Origin of the sequence: Teredinibacter turnerae T7901, assembly GCF_000023025.1 — a bacterium.
GTDB lineage: Bacteria > Pseudomonadota > Gammaproteobacteria > Pseudomonadales > Cellvibrionaceae > Teredinibacter > Teredinibacter turnerae_B.
On the sequence record NC_012997.1, the window covers coordinates 3,627,671 to 3,642,190 of the forward strand.

The following is a 14,520-nucleotide window of genomic DNA, read 5'->3' on the forward strand; positions in this document are numbered from 1 at the left end:
CGCAGAGAATGTTTATCCAGCTCCAAAGTTTAACGTTTACAGGTATCTTGGTGTTCGACTCCCAACCGGCAAGCTATACAGTGAGCTTGTGCCCCCCACACTGCGCCCACCGATCTTTGGGCATTCATTTCGGCAGTGATTGCTGCTTTGTTCCCGACGCATCCCGTATCGATACGGGCTTGCAGTTATTAGGTGACAGCAACATCATCGAGTGCTGGAGTGCAGATTCATCCCGTACCTGGAAGCTCTCGGTCAAACCCGGCAACGCTAAGGTTGTACAAACAGAAAACTGGCTGCTTGTTGCCGTATGGCTAAGTGACAACGACTGCGAAAATATGGCACAAGCGACTGAGCAAGCCTATGCCACAATGCTGGAAATTGCTCGCGAAGCACATATGCCACATGTGGTGCGCAGCTGGAATTACCTGCCCCACATAAATCGCGGCAACGGCGATAGCGAAACCTACAAGCAATTTTGTGCGGGCCGCGCTGCTGCTTACCAGGAAAAAGGCGTTGTGCAGGCAGATTTTGCCTCTGCCAGCGCGCTGGGCACACACTCCGCCAACGCGATTTTCTATCAATTATCAACGGCTGTTCGCGGCCAGCATTTTGAAAACCCGCTTCAAGTCAGCGCCTACGATTATCCTCGTCAATACGGTCCCCGCAGCCCGACCTTCGCTCGCGCAACCGCTTGCCAACTGGAGGATAACAACATACTTTTTATCTCGGGTACCGCCAGCGTTAAAGGGCACCAGAGTGTGCATGTTGGCGATATTCACCAGCAAACACAGCAAACGCTGGCCAATTTAGACGCGCTGCTGAGCGATATAGGGACAAAACTCGGAACCGAGATCGCGCCGGATTTTTTGAAAGTGTATATCCGTCATCCACGTGATTTCGCCCTCGTACGCGACCTGGTCGAAGCGCGCTTCCCGCAATGCGAATTTGTATATGTCGCGGCCGATATATGCCGTGCAGACCTGCTGGTAGAGATAGATGGACACTGCTGGCTCTAAACTAAAACACCAGATGTACCGTCAGTGGCGAATTGCGGCAACCGGGCTCGCTTTCGCGCTCTTTGGCATTGGTGGGCCGATAATCGCCCTGGCAATCACCCTCACACAACCGCTGCCGATCTCGCCTATTCGCCGGCGAGTGTGGACGCGGCGTTGCATTAACGGCGCCTTCTGGTGCTACATCCGAATCATGCGAGGCCTGGGCTTACTGAGCTTTGAAACCCGCCATATTGAGCGCCTCGCGGCGCCGGGCCAGTTGGTATTGGCGAATCACCCGTCGCTGCTCGATGTGGTTTTTGTGGCTTCGCTGATCCCCGAGGCAAATTGTGTGGTCAAAGGCGCACTGTTTCGCAACCCCTTCACACGTGGGCCGGTGACCGCTGCAGGGTATATCGCCAACGACGACCCCAACCTACTGAGCGAATGCAGGTCTGCGCTGGAACGAGGTGAGACCCTTATTGTTTTTCCTGAAGGTACCCGCAGTCAGCCCGGCGAGCCTCTGCAGTTTCTTCGTGGCGCGGCCAATATAGCCCTCGCCAGCAGCGACCAGGTTCGACCGGTCAAGGTTACCTGCGAGCCTGCAACGCTGCTCAAGAACCAGCGGTGGTACCAGGTTCCAGATAGGCGGCCCCATTTTCTGATCGATGCACAGCCCGCTATTGACATAGCCTTATTTCAAAACACTTCCGAATATCAGAGCAAAAACGCGCGCCGGCTCTGCCGGTTCCTGGAGGACTACTACAACGAACTTCTCGGCCTCGAGAGGTAATCAGATAAACCATTTGTCAGAACGCTGTGATATATTTGCCGCTATTCATGAGGCTGATTCCTCATTAAATTCAGATAAAACCCAGTGCTACCCAGAATTACACAGATACACCTATGCAAAATTACAGCAAAGAGGCGATTTACGATTACTTGAAAGGCGTTATGGTTGACCTTTTCGAGATCGATGAAAGCGCAATAACACCAGACGCTAATCTCTACGAAGATTTGGATATCGACAGCATCGACGCCGTAGACTTGGTGGTAAAACTGAAAGAATTCACCGGCAAAAAAATTCAACCGGATGACTTTAAACATGTGCGTACCGTTAACGACGTCGTTGAAGCCGTTTACAAAATGCTAAACGACGAGTCGGGCAGCGAAACCGCAGCACAACCAGAAGCCGTGGAGACAACAACCAACGCTGGTTAGCGCCTACCATATCGGGCAGTTTGGAGTAAACCACGCCAAACTGCCAACGCCCCAAACCGCAGCTGGCATAGCACCCAATGACTGACTCTAAGCCACTCACGCAATTACCTCTGCCTGCGCACACCATCCTAAACCAGACAGAGAGCTGTATTCGGGTAATGCTGTCGCCCCCATACAGCGCAGACTATTTCGCCGGCCACTTTCCTGAGTTGCCAATACTGCCCGGTGTGACCCTGCTTACCTGGACATTCGAGCTTGCACGACGTCTTGAGCTTGCCTGCGAACCCGGGCAAATTAAAAATTTGAAGTTTACCCACATCATCAAATCCGATACACCACTGACACTCGAACTGACACCCGCACGAAATACCGGCAAAGTTAGCTTCCAATGGCTCAGTGGTGAGCAATCCTGCGCTTCAGGTACGCTGACGCTGCGAGCGGCCAATGACTAACCACACGCCCTGCCTGCTGGTCCCTATCTTCAACCACAGTCGCGAATTTGCGCCGGTGGCGGCCAACCTGGCGGAACTCGGGCTTCCTTGCCTGGTAGTCGACGATGGCAGTGACCCGGCGAATGCCGAACTACTGGACGAGATTGTCACCCGCCATAGATTCATTACCTTACTGCGCCTTCCCATCAATCAAGGCAAGGGCAGCGCGGTCTGTGAAGGTTTGCGGGAAGCGGCGCGTCTCGGCTACAGCCACGCACTGCAAATAGACGCAGACGGCCAGCACAACCACCAGGATATTCCGCTGTTTTTAGCAATGTCTCAACAGCACCCCCGTGCGGTCATCAGTGGCAACCGTATTTATATCAATGCCCCGAAAAGTCGTATGTACGCGCGTAAACTTACCGATTTTTGGGTGTGCGTTAACACCTTGTCGCGCAGTATCAGCGACTCCATGTGCGGTTTCCGACTTTACCCGCTGCAGGAAACTTTACAGCTGCTGAATACGTCAAAAATCAGTCGCCGCATGGATTTCGACTCAGATATTCTGGTCAAGTTAGTCTGGCGCGGCGTGCGGGTTATAGAAATTCGCACCGAGGTAGTCTACCGCCCGGAGATTACCTCTCACTTCAATGTTCTCAATGACAACATTGCAATTTCCTGGATGCACACACGCCTGTTTTTCGGCATGTTGGTGCGTCTTCCCAAATTACTGATCAGAAAACTGGAATGGACACAGACACGCTGATACAAACCGAAACCCTGATAAAAGTGCCCTTCCACGATGTGGATTCGATGGGCGTTGCCTGGCATGGCCATTACGCTAAATATCTGGAAGTCGCCCGCTGTGAATTTCTGGATGAGGTTGGCTACAACTACGATGCCATGGAACAGTCGGGCTATATGTGGCCCATCATTGATATGCAAATCAAGTATGTAAAACCGCTTCGGTTTGATCAGGTGGTGCGTGTGGTAACCCAACTTGCTGAGTGGGAGTATCGCCTGAAATTAAAATACGTGATCTACGATCAAACGACTGGAGAACGCTTGTGCAAGGCGCACACATCGCAGGTGGCCGTCGACGGAAAAACAGGTGAGATGTGTTTTCAAAGTCCACAAACTCTGATCGAACGCCTGGGTAAACACTAATGTGTAGAACCCGATTCAGTCCAGCCCGGGCAATCCTGGTGTACGTCCTTCTCACCTTTGCCAATAACACATTCGCCACAACGGCCATTGCAGTCGCCAACGCAGAACACGCCGATTCCGCGTTGTCCCAGTTAAGCCTCCCCGCTGTCGATTACTCCGCTGGCGCATTCATCAGTGAGCGCAAATTACCCGGGTTGCCCGAAAAGCTCGTTAGCTCCGGTCAGTTTTTTTTCGATAAACAACTCGGATTTCTCTGGTTTACCCGGGAACCAGTGATGCAGGCCCAGTTTTTTGGGGCACGAAAAAGTTTTGACTATCAGGTACACAATCAACGCATTCGGGCTGAGCGTATCCGCCTCCAGGCAACCCGCTATATCGGTCGCATCATCAACGCGTTGATTGACGGTGATTGGAAGTATCTGGAACGCTACTTCAACGCCCAGGTAACGCCTGAGGGCAAAGCCCAGCGCATTACGCTCACCCCGCGTAACAAACAAGTTGCCAAGCAACTGACGCAGCTGGAGTTTACCGTTGAATCCCACCTCACAGGGTACCGGCTGGAACTGGCCAACGGCGAATGGCAATCGGTTCGCTTCAGCAAGGTCACAGAGAACACCCTCAACCTGTTTGCCGATTGCAGCACGGACGATTCCGTAGTCGAAGCCATTTGCAAGCATATTCTGGAGTCGGAAGCTCAGCCTTGAAGTCGTCGCCAGCAAACTCAAAACATCGCCTCTACGCTGTGGCTGTGCGTGTTACTTTTGCACTCCTGAGTCTGCTGATTGGTGCCGCTGTAGTAGACAACACTGTTCATCACAAATGGCGTATCAGTGCCGATATGGCGCACATGATAGACACCAATACCACTGATAGCGTGGTCACCCGCTGGAACACCGAAAGCGCCCGCCAGTTTGAAAACCAGTTTGCATTGGTCATCAATACTCCGCTCGATGACGCTGCCTACAACCGCGAGGATGCGATAGAAGCAGCCATAGACGCGTTCGAAACCACACATGACGCACTGTTTGTCGCTGTAGATCACAGCGATAGCCTCTCGCCGCTCGTCGACAAATTGATTCAGCATCGCTTCAATTTTACGGATACGCAGGCTGGGCGCAGCGCTGAAGACGTCGCCGCCGCGATTGTGTCGAAAGCCTACGGTGCCGGATTTGAAGGTGTACCGGGTCTAAGCTTGCGGAACGACCCCCAAGGTATTCTGCAGGCGCGCCTAAATGAGTTTCTACCGCAACCCCAGGCAGACGTATTTGCCAACCGTATTGCGATAATCAACGACAACACTCCGCCGAGTCTTTTGCTGAGTTACCAAATCCAGGGCAGCGGGCTTGATCTCGCAACCCAGGCAAAGCTGGTCGACGCAGTTGATCAACTGGAGTCTGCGCTTGCTCCGCTGCTTCCTGAGGCTCAGCTGTGGCGACTAGGCCCGGTGTTTCACGCGCAATTTGCTGCAGCCAGCATGAAAAGCGACTTATCGGTTATAGCAACTGGCTCTACCCTGGGTATCTTGATTCTCTTCCTCACTATGTTCGGAAGACCACAGGCGTTGCTTGTCTCCATTGGCAGCATCACATTCGGCTTTGCTACCGCATTTACCCTGTGCAACTGGTTGTTTACCCAGCTGCACTTTATTGTGCTGGTTTTCGGCGCATCGTTAATTGGCGTGTGCGTAGACTTCTCACTCCATTTGTTCGCCCGCTACTATCAGACACCCGAAGAAAATGGCAAACAAGTGTTCTCCGCTATTTTCTCCCCGCTGTTGCTGAGTCTCGCCAGCAGCGTGCTCGGTTATTTGTGCCTTAGTTTCTCCGGCCTCAGCAGCCTGCAGCAAATCGCCGTTTTTTCCTGCCTGGGTTTGAGCGCCGCCTGGCTGTTTCTCGGAACCATCGCCTGCTCGCTGCCCAGCGCCAATAAGCCCGCGCTTTTGCTTCCCTGGCTGACGCATTCTCTCAGCGCAGTTATTGGCAAGGGTGCCAGGAAAAAGCCGCTGATTAACTCGGCACTGTTCGCAGGCTTGATCGCGGTGGCAGCAGCTTCTGCCCTACTTTACTCCACATCCGACAACCCGCGCCTGATGTACCACGCATCGCCCAAGCTCATCAACGACCTCAAGCAAGCCGCGAGTGTGATTCAAGAATTCGACCCGAGCCGCGCAATTCTTGTCAGCGGGCGCTCAGAAGAGGCAGTGATGCAAAAACTCGCAGCACTGCAGACGCTGTTAGAGCAGTGGCGCGCCGATGGGTTGATTGCGGGTTATCGCAGTATTCACACGTTGCTGCCGCTGGCGCAGGAGCAGCGTTCTGCATTTGCCCGCAACGACAGGCTTTACCAGCCCGGAGGCGCAGTGTATGACACGCTGATTTCCCTGGGCTATCCTGTGGCATCGGTGGCGAAAGCCGGTGAATTCAGGCTGCTTACGCCGTCTTCGCTCGCGGGGTCTTCGGCGCTTACCCAAAACCTGTGGGTGGAGTCCGGGGACGAGGTTGCCACGGTCATTGAGTTGAAGAGCCCAGATAGCCGCAGGCTGCAAGCGGCAATTAAGAAATTGAATGATCCGATGGTGGTGTTTGCGGATCGCGCTGCCGACCTGACTCACATACTCGCAACCATTCGTCACAAAGCGCAATCGCTGCTACTTGTCGCCTACCTGATGATTCTTGCGATGTTCGTAATTAACTACCGGTCACTGGTCGCGTTGCAACTCATTGCGATACCGCTGGGTAGCAGCCTTGCGACAGTCGCTATTATCAGTGCTTTCGGCGCTATCAACGCCTTCCATATTTTTGCTCTGTATCTTGTCCTGGGCCTGGGTATCGACTATGCCGTTTTTCTTCAGGCGTCCAGGAATAACCCGGACGCCTCCACCTTAGCGGCAATTGTGCTGTCTGCGCTCACCAGTCTGCTGTCCTTCGGTTTGCTCGGCCTCAGCCAAACGCCAATGATTGGCGACTTTGGTATCACCCTCAGCCTCGGCATTGCGATCAACGCGGCGGTGATTTTTCTACATTTCCTCATATCATCTTGCGCAACAACAAATAACAGCCAGTCTGTTCATAAATCAAACGGGTAATCCATCGCCGACGGGTTATTCACGGGGAAATTTCCGTGTACAATCGCGCCCTGTTTTTGTCCCTGCACAATTTACGATGATTATCACGCCAAACGCCCTGTTAGAGACGACCGAACCCATGCCCACGCCGGCATGGTTGCTGCCCCATGCGGAACCCATGGTGCTGCTATCTCGTATTGTGGCGACAGCGGAGACATGGCTGGAAGCAGAAGTTGATCATCGCCACCCCACTGTGTTCAGCCAGACAAACGGCGATACTCCTGCCTGGGTGGCACTTGAATACATGGCCCAAACTGTCGCCGCCTACGCCGGGCTGAAGCGCAGGCAAAGTGGCCGCGTACCCAACGTCGGCTTCCTTTTGGGCACCCGAAACTTCGACGTGAACGTACCCTGTTTCAAACACGGCGAGGCGCTCCGTATCAAAGTAAAACCGGTTCTGGAAAGCGATAATGACATTTCGCTATTTCAATGCGAGCTGCGCAACCGTCGCGGCCAGAACCTTGGCAATGCACAGCTTAAAGGCGTGCAGCCCAAAAATCCCACTGACTTCATTTAACGAAACGGAACTCCAACGTGACCCAATCCATTCTGGTAACCGGCTCCAGCCGGGGCATCGGCCGAGCTATAGCCGTCACTTTAGGTAAAGCGGGTTACACCGTGGTCGTGCATTGCCGCAGCCGTGCGGATGAAGCACAGCAAGTCATTGATGAGATCTGCAGCAATGGCGGCAACGCCCGTTTACTGCAGTTTGATGTGGGCGACCGCGCAGCAACGGCCGATGCTCTCCTGGCCGATACACAAGCTCATGGGGCCTACTATGGGGTTGTCTGTAACGCCGGTATCGCGCGCGACAACGCGTTCCCCGCCATGAGTGGCGACGACTGGGACGCCGTGATCCACACCAATCTGGATGCCTTCTACAACGTGCTTCACCCCATCACCATGCCGATGCTCCGTATGAAACAGGGCGGACGCATCGTCACCCTGGCATCGGTTTCCGGCGTCATGGGAAACCGTGGCCAAGTAAATTACAGCGCTGCCAAAGCAGGCATCATGGGGGCGACCAAGGCTTTAGCTGTAGAGCTGGCAAAACGTAAAGTAACTGTAAACTGTGTAGCCCCTGGGATCATTGCCACAGAAATGACGGCAGAACTGCGCGATGAGGCCATGCAAATGGTCCCCCTGCGCCGTGCGGGCGAGCCGCAGGAAGTCGCCGATCTTGTGGCGTTTCTGGTCTCTGATAAAGCCGCGTACATCACGCGCCAAGTTATCTCAATCAATGGTGGTATGTTTTGAGCTGCAAACGGGTAGTAATTACGGGAATGTCTACCATTACCTCTCTTGGTAGTGATTGGGAGACATTCAGAGCCAACGCGCTGGCCGGTAAATCCGGTATCAAACGCATGGCGGAGTGGGAGCGGTACGGCGATCTCAACACCCGTCTGGGCGGGCCTGTTACCGACTTCCAGACACCCAGCCACTTCTCGCGCAAAAAAACCCGCGGTATGGGACGAGTGTCGCTTATGGCCACCAGCTCAGCGGAGACTGCGTTGGCCGATGCCGGTCTGCTGGGAGACCCCATTTTAAAATCGGGTCAAGTGGGGGTCGCCTACGGCTCTTCCACGGGTAGCACAGACGCAGTGCGGGACTTTGCCGGGATGATCATCGAAGGCAATATGACGAGCGTTACTGCTACCACCTATATCCGGATGATGAGCCATACTTCTCCAGTCAATATCGGTGTATTTTTCGGCTTGCGGGGACGACTCTACACCACATCCAGCGCCTGTACGTCTGGAAGTCAGGCGATCGGACAGGCATTTGAGACCATTAAAGCAGGTCGTCAAATTGCAATGGTGGCCGGCGGTGGTGAGGAATTATGTCCTACCGAGGCCGCCGTATTCGATACCCTTTACGCGACCAGCACAGCGAACGATACGCCAGAACTCACCCCGCGCCCGTTTGATCAGGATCGCGATGGCTTAGTGATAGGTGAAGGTGCTGGCACCTTGATACTGGAAGAGCGCGACCACGCGATAGCTCGCGGCGCGACCATCTACGCAGAAGTGCTGGGCTATGGCCAAAACACTGACGGAGGCCACATCACTCAACCCAATGCCGAAACCATGCAAATCGCAATGGAACTGGCGCTGCAGGATGCTGGCCTCCGCCCAGCAGATATTGGTTACGTGAATGCCCACGGCACCGCGACAGATCGGGGCGACCTTGCCGAATCACGCGCGACTGCGTCACTGTTTGGCAATCGGCTGCCAATCAGTACCTTAAAAGGTCATCTGGGCCATACCCTGGGCGCTTGTGGCGCGGTGGAAGCCTGGGCGACTATTCAGATGATGCGCGAAAATCTCTACTTGCCGACGCTCAACCTGAAAACGCCAGACCCGGAGTGTGGTGAGCTGGACTACATCATGAACGAAGGGCGGGCGTTAGAGTGCGAATTTGTCATGAACAATAATTTTGCATTCGGCGGAATCAACACCTCGCTGATCTTTCGACGCCACAGCGAATCTTGATCACGGCAACCGGCACCCGCTAAGTGCCGGTCATCCTCAATCCTTCCATTTTTCTTGACCATTTGCCTCATAGACTAACCATGTAGAGCGCGACACTGGAAGCAGCGGTCAGTTTTTCCGCAAACGGCAGTGAACCGAGATTAGGCCCGTAAGGGCCTTTTTTTATCCGTGGCGCGACTGAGCCGGCTGCTCTCGCGCGGGTCGCTGGCGGCCCTTTGGCAAGCGAATAACTTTTCCCGTCGGTGCGTTAGCGAGCGGCAGACGAAGCACAAACCGCGTGTACTGTCCGGCTTCAAATTCCACATCAATGCGCCCACCCAATTCGCGCACATAAGACTTCACCAGATCAAGCCCTACCCCACGCCCCGCGTGATTCTGCATCTTGGTTAGGGTACTGAACCCGGGCAAATACAGGGCGTTTATCAGCTGTTCGCGGGTGAGGTCGGCGGCTTTGCGGACGGCAACCCCGTACTTAAATATCAGCCTGCGACGAATTTTCTCGAGATCGATACCCTTGCCATTGTCCTGAACCGCGACCAATACCGCATCGGCTTCCCTGCGCACCACTACAGCTACACGCCCCTGCTCCGGTTTTCCGTTCGCCATGCGCTCCGCCGGTTGCTCAATTCCATGCGCAATTGCATTGCGCACCAGCTGCATCACCATATCCTGAATTTTGACCAGCAGTGGGCGTGGAATGCCCTGAGCATTAAATTTCTCCAGGTTCAAAGCGACAGATTTGTTGTCGGAGCGACCCATGTTAGCGGCGAGAACCTGCAAAGTCGCGGCAAAACCCGACGTGGAAACCTCAGGTTTAGACACCGGAGATGGTTTAGCTAGCGGCATGACCTCGCTTGCCGGAGCCACATATTTTTGAATCCGGTTCGCCGCAGCGTTGATACGCATAAGATAACGCTCGATCGTCGTGCGATGGGAAGGGCTCACCGCTACCCGATCGCGCAGGCACTGCAGATAATCTTCAAACTGAGACACCAAGAGTGACAGATTCGCCAGCCCCACCACCGTCGCCTCACCTTTCAACTTATGGGCGATCCTCGCCATTTGCAGTAACTCACTGGAGCCAAACCCCGGACGACACAATCGCTTAATGTCCCGAACACTTTCACGCATGCTTTCCAGCAAAAAAGCCAGTGTTTTCGGGTCAATTTTCATCGCTTTAGCTCCAGTTAGCGCAATTTGCGCGAGTATTACACAGAGCCGACGGCACCCTAAGCATCATTGGCGCCTAATGTTGTTTCTGTGAATGAGGTCACCAGCGCAATGTGATCTGAGCTACGAGGCACCGCGCAGAAAATCAGGCACAAAAAAAGCGGGCTCACGGCCCGCTTTTTTGCATCAATGCAATCGACTAAATATGGCTGACGGCGTCTATCTCATACTCAATATCACCGCCGGGCGCTTTCACCAGTGCGACATCGCCAACTTCCTTACCCACGAGTGCGCGGGCAATGGGTGATGTCACAGAGATTTTATTCAGCTTCAGGTTGGCTTCATCCTCACCCACAATTTTGTAGCTGATCTCTTCGTCCGTTTCGACATTAATCAAACGCACAGTCACACCGAAAATCACCTTCTCACCCACGGGCATTTTACTGATATCAATAACCTGAGCATTAGATAGCTTGGCTTCGATATCCTGTATCCGGCCTTCGCAAAAACCCTGCTGCTCGCGCGCAGCATGGTACTCAGCGTTTTCTTTAAGGTCACCGTGCTCACGGGCCTCAGCAATGGCCGCCGTAATTTTCGGGCGTTGCACTTTTTTGAGGTGATCCAGCTCTTCGCGCAGAGCTTTCTCGCCCTCGACTGTCATAGGGTATTTCTGCATAGGATTCTCTTATTGTGTTCTATTTGGCGATACGCTTGTGCAGATCCTGCAAACGGCGGACTTCCTGCTCTTTACCAAAGCGAATTGCGACACATAACGCGTCCGCTGCCGTTAGCGTAGTGGTGTAATACACGTGGTTCATTTCTGCACTCCTGCGTATCGACGCAGAGTCTTTGATGGCTTTTTTGCCTTCAGTGGTGTTGATTACCAAGTGAATTTCGCGGTTTTTGATCATATCAACAATGTGCGGACGACCTTCCCCGACTTTGTTGACACGTTCTACAGTTAAACCCGCTTCTTCGAAGACTTGCGCGGTACCGTGAGTGGCGACCAGATGGAAGCCCATATCGGCCAGTTCTTTTGCGACAACAACACTGCCGGGTTTATCGAAATCACGCACACTGATAAACGCCTTGCCAGATGTCGGCAACGCCGAACCACTTCCCAACTGCGCCTTAAAGAAAGCTTCAGCGAAGGTTTCACCAACGCCCATCACCTCTCCAGTGGACTTCATCTCTGGCCCCAGAATGGGGTCGACAGCGGGGAATTTGTTGAACGGGAACACCGCCTCTTTTACGCTGAAATAATCGGGGATGATTTCCTGGGTGAAACCCTGCTCCTCCAGTGACATTCCCGCCTGACAGCGCGCCGCAACCTTGGCTAACGATACACCAATACACTTGGATACAAAAGGAACCGTACGCGAACCACGAGGATTCACTTCGATCACATAGATCTTGCCATCCTGGTACGCCAACTGCACATTCATCAAGCCGATCACGCCCAGTTCGACCGCCATCTTGCGCACTTGTTCGCGCATCTCGTTTTGCACATCTTCTGGCAGAGAATAGGGTGGCAGCGAGCAGGCGGAGTCACCAGAGTGAACACCACACTGTTCAATGTGCTGCATGATCGCACCTATGACGACATCCTTACCGTCGGATACCGCGTCTATATCCACTTCGATAGCATTGTTCAGAAAGTGATCCAACAACACTGGCGCGTCTTCCGAAGCCTGTACCGCTTCACGCATATAATTAGCCAATTCGGACTTGGTGTACACGATCTCCATCGCACGGCCACCCAGCACGTAGGACGGGCGCACTACCAGGGGGTAACCCACTTCTTTCGCCACACTCAACGCTTCTTCGGTGGAGCGCACAATCGCATTGGGCGGTTGTAGTAAGCCGAGACGATGAATCATCTGCTGAAAACGCTCGCGGTCTTCAGCCCGGTCGATAGCTTCCGGGCTGGTGCCAATAATCGGCACACCTTCCGCTGCCAATGCGTTTGCAAGCTTGAGCGGGGTTTGCCCACCAAACTGCACGATCACACCTTTGGGCTTCTCTTTGTGCACAATTTCCAGCACATCTTCCAGCGTGACCGGCTCGAAATACAGGCGGTCGGAGGTATCGTAGTCGGTTGATACCGTCTCCGGATTGCAGTTCACCATGATAGTCTCGTAACCGTCTTCACGTGCCGCCAACGCCGCGTGCACGCAACAATAATCGAATTCAATCCCCTGGCCAATACGGTTCGGCCCGCCGCCAAGCACCATGATTTTTTCACGATCACTGGGGTCAGACTCGCATTCCTCCTCGTAGGTGGAATACATATAGGCCGTTGAAGTCGAGAACTCCGCCGCGCAGGTATCCACTCGCTTATAGGCCGGGTGCACACCCAACCGATGGCGATGGTCACGTACGGTCTTCTCGGAAACAGCCAGCAATTCTGCCAGGCGCTTATCGGAGAAACCTTTGCGCTTCAGACGAAACATAATGTTTTCGTCGATATCTGACAGCGGTGTTTCCGCCAGTGCGGCTTCGGTATCAATAAGATCTTTAATCTGGGCCAGGAACCAGGTGTCGATTTTGGATTTCTGATAAACCTCGTCTACAGACATGCCCGCACGGAACGCATCTCCGATATACCAGATACGCTCAGCGCCCGGCGTGGCCAGGTCGTGACGAATACGGTCGATAGCGTCGTCGCTGGTCAGATCAAGGCGGGGTTCAAACCCGGCAGAACCAACCTCCAGGCCGCGCAGAGCTTTTTGCAGGGATTCCTGAAAGCTGCGGCCAATCGCCATAACTTCACCAACAGACTTCATCTGGGTGGTCAAACGCGCGTCCGCATCGCCAAATTTCTCGAAGGTAAAACGCGGCACCTTGGTTACCACGTAATCGATGCTGGGCTCGAACGACGCAGGTGTTGCACCGCCGGTAATTTCGTTTTGCAGTTCATCCAGGGTGTAACCTACGGCTAGTTTTGCCGCCACCTTGGCGATGGGGAAGCCGGTCGCTTTGGAAGCCAGCGCAGAGGAGCGCGATACCCGCGGGTTCATCTCAATTACCACCAGGCGCCCGTTTTCCGGGTTTACCGCAAACTGCACATTGGAACCGCCTGTCTCGACACCGATCTCGCGTAACACCGCAACCGAGGCGTTGCGCATCAATTGATATTCTTTGTCGGTCAGTGTTTGTGCCGGCGCGACCGTAATGGAGTCACCCGTGTGAACGCCCATTGGGTCGAAGTTTTCAATGGAACAAATAATGATGCAGTTGTCGTTTTTGTCCCGCACCACTTCCATTTCATATTCTTTCCAACCCAGCAGCGATTCATCAATCAACAGCTCATTGGTCGGCGAGAGGTCGAGGCCGCGCAAACAGATTTCTTCGAATTCTTCCCAGTTATAGGCAATACCGCCACCGGAGCCGCCCATGGTGAATGACGGGCGGATAATGACGGGGAAACCAAACTCTTTTGGTACCTCATTGGCTTCTTCCATGGTGTGGACGATTTTCGCCCGCGCACATTCAAGGCCGATATTCTTCATCGCCTTGTCGAAGCGATCCCGGTCTTCGGCTTTATCGATTGCATCCTGGGTGGCGCCAATCAGCTCCACATTAAACTTCTCAAGAACCCCATTAGCATGCAGCTCGAGAGCACAGTTCAGTGCTGTCTGGCCGCCCATTGTGGGCAATATTGCATCAGGGCGTTCTTTTTCAATAATTTTCGCAACGGTTTGCCAGGTGATCGGCTCAATATAGGTGGCATCCGCCATAGCCGGATCAGTCATGATGGTGGCGGGGTTGGAATTCACCAGAATGACTCGGTAACCCTCTTCGCGCAGCGCTTTACACGCCTGGGCTCCTGAATAGTCGAACTCACAGGCCTGGCCAATCACAATAGGACCAGCGCCGATAATAAGAATACTGTTTATATCTGTACGTTTTGGCATGTTTTC

Annotated in this window: 14 protein-coding genes; 11 read left to right on the forward strand and 3 right to left on the reverse strand. The window is 53.8% G+C overall.

Features of this window, described 5'->3' with window-relative positions; all coding sequences use genetic code 11:
• Positions 1-50 precede the first annotated feature (50 nt).
• The 11 genes from TERTU_RS14510 to TERTU_RS14560 all read left to right on the forward strand — a co-directional run bounded on the left by TERTU_RS14510 (position 51) and on the right by TERTU_RS14560 (position 9,427).
• The gene (locus TERTU_RS14510; protein WP_228378168.1) at positions 51-1,016 is read left to right on the forward strand and encodes a chorismate transformation FkbO/Hyg5 family protein; all 966 of its coding nucleotides are present in this window, start codon (positions 51-53) and stop codon (positions 1,014-1,016) included.
• The gene (locus tag TERTU_RS14515; RefSeq protein WP_015817616.1) at positions 997-1,785 is read left to right on the forward strand and encodes a lysophospholipid acyltransferase family protein; all 789 of its coding nucleotides are present in this window, start codon (positions 997-999) and stop codon (positions 1,783-1,785) included. Before TERTU_RS14510 ends, TERTU_RS14515 begins: the two co-directional genes overlap by 20 nt.
• Before the next feature lie 113 nt (positions 1,786-1,898).
• Complete coding sequence (locus TERTU_RS14520; protein WP_015819732.1) at positions 1,899-2,213, forward strand: acyl carrier protein; 315 nt, start codon at positions 1,899-1,901, stop codon at positions 2,211-2,213.
• A 77-nt stretch (positions 2,214-2,290) separates the two neighbouring features.
• Positions 2,291-2,665, forward strand: coding sequence for an ApeI family dehydratase (locus TERTU_RS14525; protein ID WP_015819155.1), 375 nt, complete (start codon positions 2,291-2,293; stop codon positions 2,663-2,665).
• A complete protein-coding gene (locus TERTU_RS14530; protein WP_015818070.1) occupies positions 2,658-3,410 on the forward strand; it encodes a glycosyltransferase family 2 protein in 753 nt (250 codons plus the stop codon). Before TERTU_RS14525 ends, TERTU_RS14530 begins: the two co-directional genes overlap by 8 nt.
• The gene (locus TERTU_RS14535; protein ID WP_015819493.1) at positions 3,392-3,811 is read left to right on the forward strand and encodes an acyl-CoA thioesterase; all 420 of its coding nucleotides are present in this window, start codon (positions 3,392-3,394) and stop codon (positions 3,809-3,811) included. The genes TERTU_RS14530 and TERTU_RS14535 overlap by 19 nt, the downstream gene beginning before the upstream one ends.
• Positions 3,811-4,515, forward strand: coding sequence for a LolA family protein (locus TERTU_RS14540; RefSeq protein ID WP_028876770.1), 705 nt, complete (start codon positions 3,811-3,813; stop codon positions 4,513-4,515). Before TERTU_RS14535 ends, TERTU_RS14540 begins: the two co-directional genes overlap by 1 nt.
• Before the next feature lie 44 nt (positions 4,516-4,559).
• Entirely contained in the window at positions 4,560-6,896 is a 2,337-nt protein-coding gene (locus tag TERTU_RS14545) for an MMPL family transporter (RefSeq protein ID WP_228378169.1), read from the forward strand.
• A gap of 76 nt (positions 6,897-6,972) precedes the next feature.
• Positions 6,973-7,452: a hotdog family protein gene (locus TERTU_RS14550; RefSeq protein ID WP_015817445.1), complete on the forward strand. Its 480-nt coding sequence runs from the start codon at positions 6,973-6,975 to the stop codon at positions 7,450-7,452.
• A 17-nt stretch (positions 7,453-7,469) separates the two neighbouring features.
• The gene (locus tag TERTU_RS14555) at positions 7,470-8,192 is read left to right on the forward strand and encodes a 3-ketoacyl-ACP reductase FabG2 (RefSeq protein ID WP_015817486.1); all 723 of its coding nucleotides are present in this window, start codon (positions 7,470-7,472) and stop codon (positions 8,190-8,192) included.
• Positions 8,189-9,427 (forward strand): beta-ketoacyl-ACP synthase, encoded by a 1,239-nt coding sequence (locus tag TERTU_RS14560; RefSeq protein WP_015820669.1) that lies wholly within the window; start codon positions 8,189-8,191, stop codon positions 9,425-9,427. The genes TERTU_RS14555 and TERTU_RS14560 overlap by 4 nt, the downstream gene beginning before the upstream one ends.
• Positions 9,428-9,589: 162 nt before the next feature.
• On the opposite strand, the gene TERTU_RS14565 is transcribed toward TERTU_RS14560, so the two are convergent.
• The 3 genes from TERTU_RS14565 to carB form a co-directional block, all read right to left on the reverse strand.
• Entirely contained in the window at positions 9,590-10,600 is a 1,011-nt protein-coding gene (locus tag TERTU_RS14565) for an Hpt domain-containing protein (RefSeq protein WP_015817084.1), read from the reverse strand.
• A gap of 196 nt (positions 10,601-10,796) precedes the next feature.
• The gene (gene greA, locus TERTU_RS14570; RefSeq protein ID WP_015819814.1) at positions 10,797-11,273 is read right to left on the reverse strand and encodes a transcription elongation factor GreA; all 477 of its coding nucleotides are present in this window, start codon (positions 11,271-11,273) and stop codon (positions 10,797-10,799) included.
• 19 nt (positions 11,274-11,292) lie between these two features.
• Positions 11,293-14,514, reverse strand: a complete 3,222-nt coding sequence (gene carB, locus TERTU_RS14575) for a carbamoyl-phosphate synthase large subunit (RefSeq protein ID WP_015820364.1) — start codon at positions 14,512-14,514, stop codon at positions 11,293-11,295.
• Positions 14,515-14,520: the final 6 nt, after the last annotated feature.

Bases quoted from the DNA above. Each gene is read 5' to 3' on its own strand.
- TERTU_RS14515 (WP_015817616.1), top strand. From the start codon at position 997: ATGGACACTGCTGGCTCTAAACTAAAACACCAGATGTACCGTCAGTGG.
- TERTU_RS14520 (WP_015819732.1), top strand. From the start codon at position 1,899: ATGCAAAATTACAGCAAAGAGGCGATTTACGATTACTTGAAAGGCGTT.
- TERTU_RS14525 (WP_015819155.1), top strand. From the start codon at position 2,291: ATGACTGACTCTAAGCCACTCACGCAATTACCTCTGCCTGCGCACACC.
- TERTU_RS14530 (WP_015818070.1), top strand. From the start codon at position 2,658: ATGACTAACCACACGCCCTGCCTGCTGGTCCCTATCTTCAACCACAGT.
- TERTU_RS14535 (WP_015819493.1), top strand. From the start codon at position 3,392: ATGGACACAGACACGCTGATACAAACCGAAACCCTGATAAAAGTGCCC.
- TERTU_RS14540 (WP_028876770.1), top strand. From the start codon at position 3,811: ATGTGTAGAACCCGATTCAGTCCAGCCCGGGCAATCCTGGTGTACGTC.
- TERTU_RS14550 (WP_015817445.1), top strand. From the start codon at position 6,973: ATGATTATCACGCCAAACGCCCTGTTAGAGACGACCGAACCCATGCCC.
- TERTU_RS14565 (WP_015817084.1), bottom strand. From the start codon at position 10,600: ATGAAAATTGACCCGAAAACACTGGCTTTTTTGCTGGAAAGCATGCGT.
- greA (WP_015819814.1), bottom strand. From the start codon at position 11,273: ATGCAGAAATACCCTATGACAGTCGAGGGCGAGAAAGCTCTGCGCGAA.
- carB (WP_015820364.1), bottom strand. From the start codon at position 14,514: ATGCCAAAACGTACAGATATAAACAGTATTCTTATTATCGGCGCTGGT.